15 protein-coding genes are annotated in these 14,270 nt (G+C 37.8%); 6 read left to right on the top strand and 9 right to left on the bottom strand.

Features of this window, described 5'->3' with window-relative positions; translation table 11 throughout:
- Positions 1 to 286: 286 nt before the first annotated feature.
- Positions 287 to 1,720: a 4-hydroxyphenylacetate 3-monooxygenase, oxygenase component gene (hpaB, locus tag BMZ04_RS13210; RefSeq protein WP_093271328.1), complete on the bottom strand. Its 1,434-nt coding sequence runs from the start codon at positions 1,718 to 1,720 to the stop codon at positions 287 to 289.
- Between the two features lie 177 nt (positions 1,721 to 1,897).
- On the opposite strand from hpaB, the gene BMZ04_RS13205 reads away from it, so the two are divergent.
- The 5 genes from BMZ04_RS13205 to BMZ04_RS13185 all read left to right on the top strand — a co-directional run bounded on the left by BMZ04_RS13205 (position 1,898) and on the right by BMZ04_RS13185 (position 6,687).
- On the top strand, positions 1,898 to 2,506 hold the full coding sequence (locus tag BMZ04_RS13205; protein WP_093271323.1) for a TetR/AcrR family transcriptional regulator: 609 nt from the start codon (positions 1,898 to 1,900) through the stop codon (positions 2,504 to 2,506).
- A 19-nt stretch (positions 2,507 to 2,525) separates the two neighbouring features.
- On the top strand, positions 2,526 to 4,025 hold the full coding sequence (gene menE / locus BMZ04_RS13200; protein ID WP_093271318.1) for an o-succinylbenzoate--CoA ligase: 1,500 nt from the start codon (positions 2,526 to 2,528) through the stop codon (positions 4,023 to 4,025).
- Positions 4,022 to 4,438, top strand: a complete 417-nt coding sequence (locus BMZ04_RS13195; protein WP_093271315.1) for a MaoC family dehydratase — start codon at positions 4,022 to 4,024, stop codon at positions 4,436 to 4,438. Before menE ends, BMZ04_RS13195 begins: the two co-directional genes overlap by 4 nt.
- Positions 4,435 to 5,436 carry a 3-oxoacyl-ACP synthase gene (locus BMZ04_RS13190; protein ID WP_093271311.1) on the top strand — a complete coding sequence of 334 codons (1,002 nt, stop codon included), beginning with the start codon at positions 4,435 to 4,437 and terminating at the stop codon, positions 5,434 to 5,436. Before BMZ04_RS13195 ends, BMZ04_RS13190 begins: the two co-directional genes overlap by 4 nt.
- 63 nt (positions 5,437 to 5,499) lie before the next feature.
- Positions 5,500 to 6,687, top strand: coding sequence for a substrate-binding domain-containing protein (locus tag BMZ04_RS13185; protein ID WP_093271780.1), 1,188 nt, complete (start codon positions 5,500 to 5,502; stop codon positions 6,685 to 6,687).
- A 75-nt stretch (positions 6,688 to 6,762) separates the two neighbouring features.
- Here the strand turns inward: BMZ04_RS13185 and BMZ04_RS13180 are convergent, their stop codons facing one another.
- Together BMZ04_RS13180 and BMZ04_RS13175 are read right to left on the bottom strand one after the other, a co-directional pair.
- On the bottom strand, positions 6,763 to 7,383 hold the full coding sequence (locus BMZ04_RS13180; protein WP_093271306.1) for a hypothetical protein: 621 nt from the start codon (positions 7,381 to 7,383) through the stop codon (positions 6,763 to 6,765).
- 20 nt (positions 7,384 to 7,403) lie between these two features.
- The gene (locus BMZ04_RS13175) at positions 7,404 to 8,027 is read right to left on the bottom strand and encodes a hypothetical protein (protein WP_093271302.1); all 624 of its coding nucleotides are present in this window, start codon (positions 8,025 to 8,027) and stop codon (positions 7,404 to 7,406) included.
- 171 nt (positions 8,028 to 8,198) lie between these two features.
- Here BMZ04_RS13175 and BMZ04_RS13170 point away from each other — a divergent pair, with 171 nt between their 5' ends.
- The gene (locus BMZ04_RS13170) at positions 8,199 to 8,858 is read left to right on the top strand and encodes a Dph6-related ATP pyrophosphatase (RefSeq protein ID WP_093271298.1); all 660 of its coding nucleotides are present in this window, start codon (positions 8,199 to 8,201) and stop codon (positions 8,856 to 8,858) included.
- Between the two features lie 201 nt (positions 8,859 to 9,059).
- Here BMZ04_RS13170 and BMZ04_RS13165 read toward each other — a convergent pair whose 3' ends face one another.
- The 6 genes from BMZ04_RS13165 to phnL all read right to left on the bottom strand — a co-directional run bounded on the left by BMZ04_RS13165 (position 9,060) and on the right by phnL (position 14,266).
- Positions 9,060 to 9,911, bottom strand: coding sequence for an ABC transporter permease subunit (locus BMZ04_RS13165; protein ID WP_093271293.1), 852 nt, complete (start codon positions 9,909 to 9,911; stop codon positions 9,060 to 9,062).
- A complete protein-coding gene (gene phnE, locus BMZ04_RS13160; protein WP_093271288.1) occupies positions 9,911 to 10,699 on the bottom strand; it encodes a phosphonate ABC transporter, permease protein PhnE in 789 nt (262 codons plus the stop codon). The genes BMZ04_RS13165 and phnE overlap by 1 nt, the downstream gene beginning before the upstream one ends.
- A 13-nt stretch (positions 10,700 to 10,712) precedes the next feature.
- Positions 10,713 to 11,486, bottom strand: a complete 774-nt coding sequence (phnC, locus tag BMZ04_RS13155) for a phosphonate ABC transporter ATP-binding protein (RefSeq protein ID WP_093271284.1) — start codon at positions 11,484 to 11,486, stop codon at positions 10,713 to 10,715.
- Between the two features lie 77 nt (positions 11,487 to 11,563).
- Positions 11,564 to 12,604 (bottom strand): PhnD/SsuA/transferrin family substrate-binding protein, encoded by a 1,041-nt coding sequence (locus tag BMZ04_RS13150; protein WP_093271279.1) that lies wholly within the window; start codon positions 12,602 to 12,604, stop codon positions 11,564 to 11,566.
- A 125-nt stretch (positions 12,605 to 12,729) separates the two neighbouring features.
- On the bottom strand, positions 12,730 to 13,554 hold the full coding sequence (locus BMZ04_RS13145) for a PHP domain-containing protein (RefSeq protein WP_093271274.1): 825 nt from the start codon (positions 13,552 to 13,554) through the stop codon (positions 12,730 to 12,732).
- Positions 13,544 to 14,266 carry a phosphonate C-P lyase system protein PhnL gene (gene phnL, locus BMZ04_RS13140; protein ID WP_093271271.1) on the bottom strand — a complete coding sequence of 241 codons (723 nt, stop codon included), beginning with the start codon at positions 14,264 to 14,266 and terminating at the stop codon, positions 13,544 to 13,546. The genes BMZ04_RS13145 and phnL overlap by 11 nt, the downstream gene beginning before the upstream one ends.
- Positions 14,267 to 14,270 lie beyond the last annotated feature (4 nt).

Genomic DNA, 14,270 nt, shown 5'->3' with positions numbered 1-14,270 from the left:
ATCTTTTTCAAAATTATTTACTTTACCAAGTATAAAAGTTAAATAGTTTGTATATATTATTAATAGATTACAAGATATATAAGGAGGTTTGAAATATGATGAGTCCATTTGGATTGCCCGAGCAATTGCCGGAGACGTTGGAAGAATTATTGAAACTTATACTAGAAACGATAGTTGCTTAAGGGAGATCAGAGATTATTGATGATATGCATAAACGCGCAAAAGTAGATATCTCTACTTTGATATCTACTTTTCTATCTTACTATTTAAAACTTAGTATCTAGCTTCACTCCAATATCTCCTTCACTCGCTCTACATATGGTTCTTTATTATACGATTGATATAATTGACTAGAAAGTCGAATAGGGTCACCAAAGAAAAAGCGTTCATACAACGTTTGACGTGTGCCGAAAGGGCTCATGGTTAAGTCCCACGCTAAACGAAAGAGTTTGACACGTTCTTCTGCATTATTGCCTTTTGATTGCAAGTACTGGTCTAAGTCTTTTCTTATAGATGATTGGAAAGCAAGTTCGGTTGGGACAGTCATTAGTCCACTTGCGCTTAAAAGCTGAATGATTTCAGTGAATCTTGGATAAGTGCGCGGAAAAATATTAATGGCTACAAGTAATGAAGTACTATCCGGTCGCATAAAACCCCATTTATCCACTTTTGCTTCTACTTCTGATTTGATAACTAATGCTTTCATCGTTTCAAGTGCCACAATAATCTCGGAGACTTTTTCTATCACATGTTGGTATTCTTTGATATTAATCGTGTCTATGATGGATTCGACCATACCTAATACAAACTCTGTTTTCACGATTTGTCTGGAAATCACTTGATGTAGTACAAATGCTTGAAATGAGCTCATTGTTTGGAAACTATTTGCAACAGCAGAATTATCATAATAAAATACACGCTCCCAAGGTACTAATACATTATCGAACACAACCATACTATCCATTTCCTCAAAGCGTGAACTTAATGGATAACTAAACGTCGAGTCTCCACCTACAAATGATTCTCTACAAATGAACTTTAAGCCCTTACTATTGCTTGGTATGGAAAAGGCAAATCCCCCCTCCTCATCCGTCATTTCTCCACCAGATAGGACCAAAATCTCATCTGTTATTCCACCTTGTGTTGCAAGTAATTTTGCACCTTTTACAATAATCCCTTCAATGTTTCGATCAACGATTTTTGCAGCAATAGGCTCATTTTTGTTCTCAAAATAAAATCTTGCCCTATTAACCTGTGGATCAATAAAAGTATGTGTCATCGATAAATCATGCTCACGTGCATATTCATAGAACGATTGTAAATGATCAGGAAAGCAGTTCTTCTTTCCTTTCAAAAGTTCTGAAGATGACGCAAAAGCCATTATCGTCGTGTTCATATAATCAGGGCTTCTTCCCATTAGACCATTATTAGTCCTAGCCCAATGTTGAATCATTTCCCTTCTTTTCACTAAATCCTCTTTTGTTTTAGGTTGTAAGTAAGACATGCCCACTGGTTCACTAGTAGATGGAGATGGATAAGTCATGATTTCCTTCAACGCAGCATCATGTTGTATATCGTATAAAGTTGCCTGGCTCTTCATGACTCCTTTAAATGCAGGGTGCTCCGAAATTTTACCTACGACAGGTTTACCATCTATCCATACTTCGGTTCTTAACTTATCAACCCTTTCTATATATTGCTTCCCCGTAATCACTGACATACGTCCACTCCTCGATGGTACAAACTAATTGTTCCGAACCACTTTTGATGTATATTATTAAAATTTGCTTATTGTTGTGACAAATACAATGATTTGACCTTAAAAACAAAAAAATAAAATAAAACTATTGTAATTTCTGAATATTAAACATATTATGAAAACTGAGAGGTGATTCATATGTCAGAAATAATAAAATTAGCATCAAATTCCTCACCACTGACAAAAAAAGGGGAAAAAACACGCCAACATTTACTGGATGTCGCAGAAGAAGTGTTTGGCAAGAAAGGTTATTTTAATGCATCCATCGTTGATATTACACAGAAAGCAAATGTAGCTCAGGGAACATTTTATAATTATTTCCCTTCTAAGCATTCTATTTTCGAAGAACTAGTGAGAACTATGAGCCACACTTTTCGGAATGAAATTCGAAATGCAATCACAACAGCTACAAATTTTGAAGAGTCTCAACGAATTGGATTCAGGACCTTCTTTTCTTGGGTAAAAGATCATCAAAACTTGTATAGTATCGTTCAACAAACAGTTCTAGTGGATGAGCAGCTTTATCGTTGGTATTACGAAAGACTTGCTTCTGGTTACATTAAAGGGTTAGAAGAAGCGATTGGAAAAGAAGAGATTAAAAAGTACGACACGGAAACAATTGCCTATTGTTTGATGGGCATTAGTCAGTTTTTAGGAATGAGATGGATCTATTGGGAAGATAAAAATGTACCTGAAGAGCTTTTAGAAGATGCTATTTCGCTTATTTTCCAAGGATTAAGTAAATAAAGATAGGAGGGATTTCGAAGTGTACGGCATATCACATTGGATTGATAAGCACGCAAGCATTACGCCAGAAAGGATAGCGCTAATTGATGAACATAGAAAACTAAACTATAAAGAAATGAGTGAAATAGTCAATCATTTTGCTAGTGTTTTACAGACAACCTACTCAGTAAATAAAGGAGATAGAGTCGGTCTTTTATCCAAAAACAGCATGGAATATATTATTGCATTATTTGCATTAGCAAAACTTAATGCTATCGTTGTTCCCCTAAACATTCGTCTATCTATAGATGAATTAGAGTTTCAACTGAAGGATAGCGGACTTCAAACACTTATTGTAGACAGATATCATTGCTCGAAAGGAAAGGAACTATTACAACAAACTCATTTTCCATATTTACTAACTTTCGATTCTCTCTTTCAAGCTGAGACAGAATCATTGATACACACCGAAATTGACCCCACAGCACCATACATCATTTGTTATACATCAGGGACAACCGGCAGACCTAAAGGAGCCGTATTGACGCAGGAAAATATGTTTTGGAACGCCGTTAATAACACACTCAGTCTCGATATCACATCTAAAGATAAAATCATAACATTATTGCCATTATTCCATATAGGTGGAATTGGCCTTTTCACTCTACCTGTATTGTTAGCAGGAGGAACGGTCGTTGTTCCCGACAGATTTGAACCCGAGCAAGCATTAAAAAATATAGAAAAATTTGCAGTTACAATCGTAATGGGCGTCCCCACAATCCATGATGCATTGCGAAAATCACCATACTTTGAAACTATGAATCTATCGTCCGTTCGCTTTTTTTATAACGGTGGTGCCCCTTGCCCAGAGGAGTTAATACGGTGGTATTTACAAAAAGGCATTCAGTTTGGGCAGGGCTATGGTTTAACAGAAACGTCCCCTACTGTATTTTTACTTTCTGAGGATGACTTTCAATGTAAAGTCAGCTCTATCGGAAAACCAGTTATGTTTACAGAAATACTCGTCGTGGATGACGAAGGAAGAGAAGTAGTCCGAGGGGAAATAGGAGAACTGCTCGTAAAAGGTCCGAATGTTATGAAAGAGTACTGGAACCTGCCTGATGAAACGGATAAATCTATACAAAATGGATGGTTTTCTACAGGAGATATGGTTAGACAGGATGACGACGGTTTCGTCTATATAGCGGGACGAAAAAAAGAAATGATTATTTCTGGAGGAGAAAATATTTATCCCCTAGAAGTAGAAAAGGTCATTTACGACCTACCTGAAGTAGAAGAAGTAGCTGTAATTGGAGTTTCTCATGACAAATGGGGGGAAACACCTATCGCCTTTGTATCAATAAAAGATGAAGTCGTTCTAACGGAGGACGATTTGAAACAACATTGTGCACGAAAATTAGCCCGTTATAAAGTACCGAGTGTTTTTAAACTTGTAAGCGCTTTACCGAAAAATGCAACTGGCAAAGTTGATAAAGTTGCACTAAAAAAATATTACGTAGGAGAAGTGATGAACTTATGATGAATTTTTTTGTTGGTCAGACCGCCTCCTTTAGCAGAACCGTTACGGAAACAGATATTGTCATGTTCGCAGGAATAAGCGGAGATTATAATCCTGTTCATGTCGACAAGGAATTTGCTGGTGGCACTAGATTTGGTCAGCAGATTGCCCATGGTTTACTAACTACCTCCTTTCTTTCGAGGCTTCTTGGAATGGAGCTTCCTGGTCAAGGATCTGTTTATTTAGAGCAGTCGTTAAAGTTCAAAAAACCAGTATTTATTGGAGATACGGTAACAGTAAGTGCTGAAATTTTAGATATTGATCAAAAGAGAGGAATCATTCACCTTGAGACGATTTGCCGAAAACAAGATGACACGGTCGTATTAACAGGCGAGGCGAAGATGATGATGCCAAAAGAAGGAGCAAAGATATGATACAGATTGTACAAACAAGCACTTATTTTCCTCCTGGGATTGAAACAGCAAAAGATCTTGAAGAGAAAACAAGTATTCCTGAGCATGTAATAATAGAGAAATTTGGCCTTTATGAAAAACATGTAGCAGATTCATCTACGCATGCTTCTGATATGGCAATAAAGGCCGCGTTACCAATATTAGAAAAAATAGACCCGCTTGCAATTGATGTGATTATTTACTTTGGAAGTCCATTCAAAGATTATGGGGTTTGGTCAAGTGCACCTAAAATTCAATATGAATTAGGTGTCAAAAATGCATATGCGTTTGAAATTATGAATGTTAGTTCCTGTTTTCCAATTGCACTAAAAGTAGCGAAAGATATGTTGAATGCGGACAAAACGGTTAATCATATTTTACTTGTTGGCGGATGTAAGGAGTCTCAAATAATAGATTATGAAAATCCAAGATCGAGGTTTATGTTTAATTTTGCTGACGGTGGTGCTGCAGCACTTTTATCAAAAGATGATGGTAAATTCGAGATTTTGGAGTCTTCTATTTATACAGACGGTTCTTTCCATGATGATATTCGAGTCCCAGCTGGAGGATCTGCTCTACCTGCTTCACACGAGACAGTGGAAAATAATCTTCATTTCATCGATGTGAAAGATCCAGCAGATATGAAAGAACGACTTGACCCTGTTTCAGTATCAAATTTTATAAAGGTAGTAAAGGAATCCGTTGAAAAAAGCGGATACAACTTAAAAGATATTGATATGCTACTGCCCTTGCATACAAAAAAGTCCATGTTTAAACAAATAGTAGGCGGGCTTAATCTTCCAGAGGAAAAAGCTATATACCTCGATCACTATGGCCATATGTCTTCTCTAGATCCATTGATTGGATTGGATATAGCAGAATCAGAGAAAAAACTTAAAAAAGGCAATATAGTTGTTGCGGTTAGTGCAGGTACTGGATACACATGGGCAGCGACAACATTAAGAAAAATAAGAGATTAGGGGGAAAAGAAAGTGAAGACGTCTACAAACAAGTTAATTTACGTAGGTTTATTTGTTTTACTCATGCTGTTCATCTCTGGTTGTAACTCTGAAAATGATGAGAATACGGAAGTAGAAGCTGGTACAGTGGAAACTCAAGATAATAAACCTATCAAAATCGGCGTTCTCGCTTCTCTAACAGGTGGTCTTGAATCCTATGGAAAACAAAGCGTTCGAGGATTCGAGCTTGGGCTCGAGTATGCAACTGAAGGTAAAATGGAAGTCGAAGGTCGCAAGATTGAATTTATCGTAGAAGATACAGAAACTAAAGCAGAAGTTGCCGTTCAGAAAGCTACTAAATTATTAGAAGATGACGAAGTGGATTTCCTTGTAGGCTCTTCTAGTTCTGGAGATACACTCGCAGTTTTACCACTTGCCGAAGAATATGAAAAAATTATGGTAGTGGAACCTGCTGCTGCAGATAGTATTACAGGAGCGGAATTCAATAAATACATTTTCCGAACTGCACGTAACTCCTCTCAAGATGCTGTAGCCGGGGCTGCTGCCATTGTTAAAAAAGGTGTTAAAATTGCAACGCTTGCACCTGATTACTCCTTCGGTCAAGATGGAGTGGCTGCATTTAAAGAAGCAGCTATCAAACTAGGCGGAGATATTATTCACGAAGAATATGTAGATCCAGCAGCGACGGACTTTACTTCAAATATTCAAAAGATTATTGACCAAAAACCTGATTATTTATATGTTATCTGGGCAGGCTCAAATACGCCTTGGAACCAGATCATGGATATGAAAGTACAAGAAAAAGGAATCAAAATTTCAACTGGGATCGCGGACATTGCTACTCTACCTACTATGATACCTCTTGTTGGAATGGAAGGATTTACTGTTTATTACCATGAGTTGCCGGACAACGAAGTAAATAAATGGCTTGTGGAAGAACATAAAAAGAGACATAATGGCGACGTACCTGATCTCTTCACCCCCGGTGGTATGAGTGCAGCGTTAGCAATTGTAGAAGCATTGAAGAAAACAGAAGGCGATACTGATTCTGCTAAGCTTATTGAGACGATGGAAGGTATGAGCTTCGAATCACCAAAAGGAACAATGACATTCCGCCCAGAAGACCATCAAGCACTTCAATCGCTTTATGCAGTAAAACTGGAAAATAGAGAAGGATTGGACTATCCTGTGCCGGTATTAATCAGAGAGCTAACACCTGAAGAGACTGCTCCACCTATACGGAATAAATAATTCGTTAGACTATTAAATTCATAAAAAAAGAAGACTCCCACGCTTAAATGAAATCAAAGTGGGAGTCTTTCTAAATTATTGCTCTTCTAGTGCGTCTGGATAAATGATCGTGTCAAATACTTCCCCAGAGGCTTCATCTTGAATAGAGATTTCTACTTTGTATGCTTCTGCGTCTACCCCATTGAAAAGTTGGTAGTATGCTCCCACCATTCCTAATCCTAGAGCTGCAAAACCATCAAAACTATTTTCATATACGGCTTTATCCACAACTATTGTAAATGCTGACATGGAGTCATTGTATGTAATGTCTTTGATAGAAGCAAAATCTTCACTATTCTTCGTTTCTTCTACACTTTCCATTACGCTTTTTTTGATTTCGGCTAACATTTCTTTATGTTGAGATTTAGACATTTTGTATGTGACTGATCCGTCCTCATTTGCTATTGCTTCACCAAAGCCTTCTTCTTTCGCATTTGCCACAACTTGATTGATGTCTTCTCCTTCAAAAAAAGTTGCTGGTAACGTAACTTCCACATTGAATAGACCTTTATCCACATTAACTGATTGGCTTTCAGTTTCTTCAACATTGCTTTTTTCTGTTTCTGTTTCTTTCTCTTTTTCACTGCTTGTTTTTTCTTGACCACATGCTGATACGATAAAAACTAAAACGAATAATACTGATAATAACTTTTTCAAGACTTTATCTCCTATCTATTTTACTTAGTAGAGAAAAACACATTATCCCAATTTCCATCTTCGTAAACTACCTTGATTGGATCATTTACTTTCACTTGATTGATAATAAGTCCTTCTACAGTTCCTCCAACATAAACTTCACCATGGTATGCCGGCTCATGAACAACTGAAACCATTTCATAAGGAGAACCATCTTCACCTATAAAGTTAAAATCCCATCCATCAGCTAACCAAGCATAGTCTTCCGTTTCTGCTTCTTTCAATGTCGCTTTGACATTTAGCATGATATATTCATATCCTTCTGGAGGAGTTTCATTGAATTCATTTTGACCTTTTACAAAATCTAATACTTCTTGACCACGTTTTACATCAGTAATAGTGATATCTGCTTTCCCTGCGAATGAATTAGATTCATTGTCATAAATCACGATATCAACCGGCTGAGTTGTCCCTACTGGCACAGGATTTGATCTTTTCCCAAATGCCCCTTCTTCTATAGCATTTTCTTTCGATTCTTCTGTCGTTTTCACATCTTGCTCTACTTCTACATCCGAAGTTGTATTTTCTGGTTCTACAGCTTCTTCACCACATGCTGCTAATAGCATTGCTGATACAAAAGTTGTAAATAGTAATAATTTTTTCATAAAATTCTCCTACCTTAATCTATTAAAATATTGAAACACTCGTATAATTTTACCATATTTCCCATTCAATATTTATCCAATTTTTGGTCCTGTTGCCATTTTGTTTTACTATTGCTAACTAGAATCTTTATAATTAATAAGGTAACTTATATGTAAAGGGGTGTTTCTAGTATGAGAAATGCAATATTTGTAGCCTCATGGAGTGGCGGAAAAGATTCTGCTTTGGCTTATTATCGAGCATTACAATTAGGAATGGTACCAAAAAAGGTGTTGACAATGTTTGAAGAAGATGGAGAAATCTCTAAGTCGCATGCGCTTCCGTTAGAGGTAGTTCAAGCTCAAGTGAAACGACTCGGCGTGCCTATATTAACAAAAGCAGCTAGTTGGGGTACATATGAGAATCAGTTTATCAGCGCAATGGATGCTTGCCGGGAAGAAGGAATTACGCACGGGGTGTTTGGTGATATTGATTTAGAAGGACATTTAGAATGGGTGCAAAAGACGTGCACTAAGTCAGATATTGTAGCCGTACATCCGCTTTGGCAAATGTCGCGAAGAGCAGTTGTGGACGAGTTGCTAGCTGAAGGGTTTGAAGCTTGGATCGTTGTTGTAAATACGACGATGATGCCTGCTAAGTATGCCGGGAAAATATTAACAAGAGAGATTGTAGAGGAACTCGAACTCGCAGGCATCGATGCTTGTGGAGAAAACGGTGAGTTTCACACTGTTGTAGTGGATGGACCAATTTTTTCTTCGCGCATTCCGATTATGATTGGGGATCCTGTGGAGAATGGTAATTATATGTTTACTCCTGTGACGCTTGCAGAGTAGTCTGTTGGTTGGTCGTGTTCGAGGAAGCGTTTGTCGTGTTGGGCGGTCAGTTTGTCGCGTTCACGAGTGGTTTTGTCGCGTTCAGCTGCTCTTTTGTCTCGCTTAGGATTATTTATCCAAATAATCCTCCCTTAAATAAGAAAATGATTACATTTAAATTTTCAAAAGGGCTTTCCGTTAGTCGGAAAGCCCTTTTTCTTATTATCTAATAGCTTTTGCTGGAAAATAGCGTTTTTTCAATTGAGTTGACATAATTTCCAACACAACTGCTAGCAATAGAATCATATAGGTGATTAAACCAACTTCACGCATATCAAAATAGAATCCGGATGCCATGAACAGTTCAAAACCAATTCCTCCAGCTCCAGCTGCTGCTCCCATTGCGACAGCTACGGAGAAGTTAATCTCGAACCTTAGGAATGTCCAAGACAACAAATAAGTAAAAGTAGATGGTAAAACAGCATGTGTGACAATATGCCACCAATTAGCTCCAGTTGCCGTCAATGCTTCTAAAATGCCTTTATCGACTTCCTCAAATGCCTCTGAAAATGCTTTGACTAAGTAGGCAATAGAGTGAAATAGCATCCCTAGTACAGCTGCTTCGCTTCCTAATCCTGCAGCAATCGCGAAGATTAGAACCCATAAAACAGTCGGTACCGCACGAATAAAAGCTACGATAATTCGTACCGCCTTGGACACCCATGGATTGGATAGATTGATCGCAGCCATTAGCGCTAGAAAAAATGCGATTACTGCACCAAGAATTGTCGCTAGGAAAGCTAATCCAAGTGTAATCCCTACTTGATAAATGGCTTCACTCCAAGTGAAATGACTTAAAGCCGGCTCCAAGAACATTACTTTTAAATTATAAGCTGTTTCAGGGATAGCCTTTGATAACTCTAGTCCTGCATAATTGAAAAAGAAAAAAGCTAGTATTGTAAGAAGTGATAAACTAACGATTGTTCCAGTCATGACTTGCTCTACTTTATTGCCTGATTTAATCGAAATTTGACCATTTGCTCTCCGTTTTACGAAGGATGTAGTGGCCTCCATTATAAAATCACCTTCCGTATTCTGTTTGACATAAGTTCAATAATAATTACGGAGATGACGATAGCGAAAGTAACTAGTGCTACTGCATTATAGTTAAGCGTCTTATAATACAAGTCAAAGGAATATCCAATCCCCGTTCCTGTTAAAATGCCAACTAGTGTGGCGCTTCGGATATTCGTTTCAATCATAAACAAAATCCAACTGATCATTTGAGGTAGACATTGAGGAATAACCGCTTTGAAGACAATCTGAAAATAAGTAGAACCTGTAGCTCGGAGCGCCTCTACCGCACTATGACTTGCTTCATCTATCGTTTCAATAAATGCTCTCGTTAGAAAGCCTAATGACCCTACAAATAATGCTAAATATCCTGTCATCGAATTCTGGCCAAAAGATAGAAGGAGTATTAATGCCCACGCAACTACAGGAATATTTCGTGCAACAGAAGCAACTAGTCGTGCGAATACGCCTAGTACACTACTAGTACCAGTCGTTTTAGAGCCCATTAACCCTAAGAACAACGAAAAGACTGTTGCTGTTGTTGTTGCTGCAATAGACATAAGAATTGTCTCGGCTAATTTCTCTAATATCTTCGGCAATCTTTCCAGCGTTTCCGGTGTTATATACAAATTGGAAAATATCCATGTAATGGCATTGGGTAAAGTTGCAATCCCATGTATGATGTTAAAATTTGTAATGTCAGATGCTAAATACGTAAATACGATAATAATCGCTACCCAAATAATTGTTTGCCATTTTCGCTGGCTCCGCATTGCTTTTTCATTCACGTTTAGTTGCCCCTTACACAGAGACTAGCTTTCTAGCCTCTACCGTTTTTGTCCCATAAATTTCATCTGTATGAGCAGAAGTAAGCATAAAGCTCGGACCGTCAAATACGACGTTGCCTTTACTTAAGCCAATAATTCGATCGGAATAACTACATGCGATTTCCACTTGATGGAGATTTACGATACACGCAATATTTAGTTCCTTCGTAATCGATTTTAAGTAGTCCATAATGACTTCAGAAGAATTTGGATCTAGTGAAGCGATTGGTTCATCACAGAGCACCACTTTTGGTTCTTGAATTAGAGAACGAGCAATACCAACTCGTTGCTGTTGTCCTCCACTCAACTGATCGCATCTTTTATACGCATGATCTGCAATACCTAACTTTTCTAATAGATAAAATGCTTGCTCTTTTTCGAGCTCCGTAAATCGGTTAAATACACCTTGTAGCGTTGTTTTATATCCTAAACGACCATGTAAAACATTTTCAATAACGGATAATCGTGGCACGAGGTTATAGTGTTGGAAAATCATTCCGATATTTGTGCGCATTTTACGTAATTCTTTTTTGTTCAAACTACCCACATCGTGACCGTCAAAAATGACTTTTCCTTCATCGATTTCAACCATTCGATTGATGCATCGTAAAAGTGTCGATTTTCCTGCTCCAGATAGACCGATAATCGAAACAAATTCTCCAGCTTCAACATCAAAACTAACATCCTTTAATACTCTCGTTTGTGCATTATAAGATTTACCTAGGTTTCTCACTTCAACTAATGTCACGCTTTTACCTCCTTTTTGTAAATTAGAGCATGCACGTTAATACATGCATGCTCTATTTGTTCAAAAGTATCGTTTAATTATTTGGAAAGCTCACGTATTGGATCGAACCATGCATCTTCCACTTCTGCGAATCTCTCATTTTCTGTTTTGAAAAATAATCCTGGTTTTCCAGAATCTTTTGGTACAAAGATTTTTTCATTGTTTGCAATTTCATCAGAAGAGAATAATTCTTTTAATTTATCATAATCTTCTTGACCTAGTGCTTCTAAATTTGCTGCGAATGGTGCGTTTAATACTGGTGTCACTGACATTAAGATAAATTCTTTTCCAGTTACTGTGTTGAAAGGTTCCGCTGCATCGTCTTTTACTTTGTAAACAGATCCTACTTTATTATCTTCTCCTTCAATAACTTCTACATAGTTTCCTACGCAAGTGTCACAGAAAGCCGCTACCTCTGAGTTGTTGCTTAGTAAGTTAACCGCCGAACCTTGGTGTGAATTTCCGAATAATACTTGTGAGAAAAGCGGTCCGCCTTCCATTAGATCTTCTGCAACTAAATCTTCAAAGCCTGATTTTTCTGCATAATATCCGATAATCGATGAAGTTGGAACGACAAATCCTGATGTTGAACTATTCGAAACGAATGACATACTTTTTTGTTCTAATGTATCTAATGAAAATTCTCCATCAACTTTAAAGTCATCTTGTGCATCTACATTTACCGCTAACCAGCTATGGTATAGTGCATCATCTAATGTGCCTGATTTACCAGTAGGTACAACTAAAGGTTGAATCGAATCATTTCCATTTTTCGCCTCGATATATCCTTGTGCTCCCATAAAAGCAAGATCCGCATTATTATTGATCAATGTTTCAATAGCAATCGCATAATCTGTTGTTAATTGGTGTTCTACTGTTTTGCCTGTTGCTTCTTCAATTACTCGACCGATTTCATCACGTGACGATTTCATATCTGTCCCAGATTCATTTGGGTACCAAGCAATTTTAATAACGTCATCCACTTTTGCATCTTTAGCTCCAGCTGTTCCTTCTGAGCATGCTGATAATAATAGAGCAACTACTAAAAATAGGCTAATTCCAAACCAACTTTTCTTCATTACTAATTCTCCTTTTCGCTAAATAAAATGGCAGTGCAATGTTGTTAGCTCACCTTACTTTAATATTGAACCATATTACTTTTTACAATTGTGGGAATTTACAGTAACTTTATAAAGTATTAACCTTATTTACACCAACTTTTTATTACTTTAAGAAGACTTGATGGACTAGTAATCTCACCAAGTTCGACGGTCGCACCATATGTGCCATGAAAGTCCGAGCCACCTGTCATAACCAGTCCATATTGCTTGGCTAAAGACTCTACCTTTTGATGATCGCTAGCAGTATGATCCAAATGATTTCGCTCGATTCCCCCTAATCCATGCGGCACAAGCTCCGGAATCAAATCATACGAATCTAACTGACCTGGGTGTGCCACGACAGCAAGTCCCCCGTCTGCGACAATTGCTTTCACAGCATCAAATACATCAATGTATACAATGTCTCCTGATGCTACCCCATCTCCTTTAAATAAGCTTTTATACAATTGCTTGTATGCATGAGATGTATAGTCGGCTTCTGTTAAATGACGCATAATATGCTGTTTGTAAACCGTCTCCGAAGGTTTTGCTGTTTCTATGATTTGTTTGATATCTAGTTCATATCCTGAGGTTTGGATTTGTTTTATTTGCCAAAGAGAATGAACTTGGCGTCGTTTGAGTAACTCGTCGCAAACAGATCTAATATGTACTGCATCTGCGTTATAGTTATAGCCGAGTATATGTACTTTACGATCTCTTTTAAAGTCATACGCAGAGATTTCAATACCTGGAATAACCTCTATATGGTATTTTTCACCGAGCATAATCACCTCAGGTAGTCCTTTAACTGTATCGTGGTCGACAAAACTAATTTGTGTTACACCGCGCTCCTTTGCAAGCTTCATCACCGTTTCGACCGTCTCAGATCCGTCTGAGTAGCTACTATGAACATGTAAATCAGCTTTCATGAATTACTACTTCTTTCGTTATCGTCAGTTGCCTTGTTTGCATGTCGTAAACTTTGTCGCATAAACCATCCATAAATTCGATATCATGAAAAATCCCAACTAAAGTGGTGCCTTGTTTTTTTAATTTCTCAATGATTTCTCGAACTTTTATTTTGGATTGTTGGTCTAGGCTTGCGGTTGGTTCATCTAGTAGTAATAATCTAGGCTTTTTAACAGTCGCCATCGCGATATTCAATCGCAGTTTTTCTCCACCGGAAAATGTATTGGGATAGCTGTCCCATAGTTTTGGATCTAACTCAAAATGAGCTAGAGCTTTTTCTGCTTCTTTGAGTGCAACTGCTTCCGACTCGCCCATTTCTAGTAATGCGTTCGTTACGAGCTGGCGGCATGTCGTTCTCGGCATCACACTTAAAAACTGTGACACATAGCCAATTTCATATTTTCTCAAATACAACATTTGCCTTTCAGAGATTTGTGCCAAATCAGTTTCCCCAAAGCGTTCGGAGTCGTACATAATTTTCCCTTCATCAGGTAAGTACGTTCGATAAATACTCTTTAGTATGGTGGACTTTCCACTACCACTCTTACCGACAATTCCTATGAATTCTCCTGCTTCCAACGAAAGATTGATATTTTGGATAGCAGGCATCGTTTTTCCTAAATGATGAATGGTGAAACGCTTGCCAAAATCCACTATTTCTAGCATCGCCATATGG

The organism is Psychrobacillus sp. OK032 (assembly GCF_900111345.1).
In the GTDB taxonomy this organism is placed as follows: Bacteria; Bacillota; Bacilli; order Bacillales_A; family Planococcaceae; genus Psychrobacillus.
The sequence above is the reverse complement of the archived record's forward strand: the minus strand, read 5'-3'. Positions and strand labels throughout refer to the sequence as shown.

Bases quoted from the DNA above. Each gene is read 5' to 3' on its own strand.
- hpaB (WP_093271328.1), bottom strand. From the start codon at position 1,720: ATGTCAGTGATTACGGGGAAGCAATATATAGAAAGGGTTGATAAGTTA.
- BMZ04_RS13205 (WP_093271323.1), top strand. From the start codon at position 1,898: ATGTCAGAAATAATAAAATTAGCATCAAATTCCTCACCACTGACAAAA.
- BMZ04_RS13195 (WP_093271315.1), top strand. From the start codon at position 4,022: ATGATGAATTTTTTTGTTGGTCAGACCGCCTCCTTTAGCAGAACCGTT.
- BMZ04_RS13190 (WP_093271311.1), top strand. From the start codon at position 4,435: ATGATACAGATTGTACAAACAAGCACTTATTTTCCTCCTGGGATTGAA.
- BMZ04_RS13185 (WP_093271780.1), top strand. From the start codon at position 5,500: ATGCTGTTCATCTCTGGTTGTAACTCTGAAAATGATGAGAATACGGAA.
- BMZ04_RS13175 (WP_093271302.1), bottom strand. From the start codon at position 8,027: ATGAAAAAATTATTACTATTTACAACTTTTGTATCAGCAATGCTATTA.
- BMZ04_RS13170 (WP_093271298.1), top strand. From the start codon at position 8,199: ATGAGAAATGCAATATTTGTAGCCTCATGGAGTGGCGGAAAAGATTCT.
- BMZ04_RS13165 (WP_093271293.1), bottom strand. From the start codon at position 9,911: ATGGAGGCCACTACATCCTTCGTAAAACGGAGAGCAAATGGTCAAATT.
- BMZ04_RS13150 (WP_093271279.1), bottom strand. From the start codon at position 12,604: ATGAAGAAAAGTTGGTTTGGAATTAGCCTATTTTTAGTAGTTGCTCTA.
- BMZ04_RS13145 (WP_093271274.1), bottom strand. From the start codon at position 13,554: ATGAAAGCTGATTTACATGTTCATAGTAGCTACTCAGACGGATCTGAG.
- phnL (WP_093271271.1), bottom strand. From the start codon at position 14,266: ATGGCGATGCTAGAAATAGTGGATTTTGGCAAGCGTTTCACCATTCAT.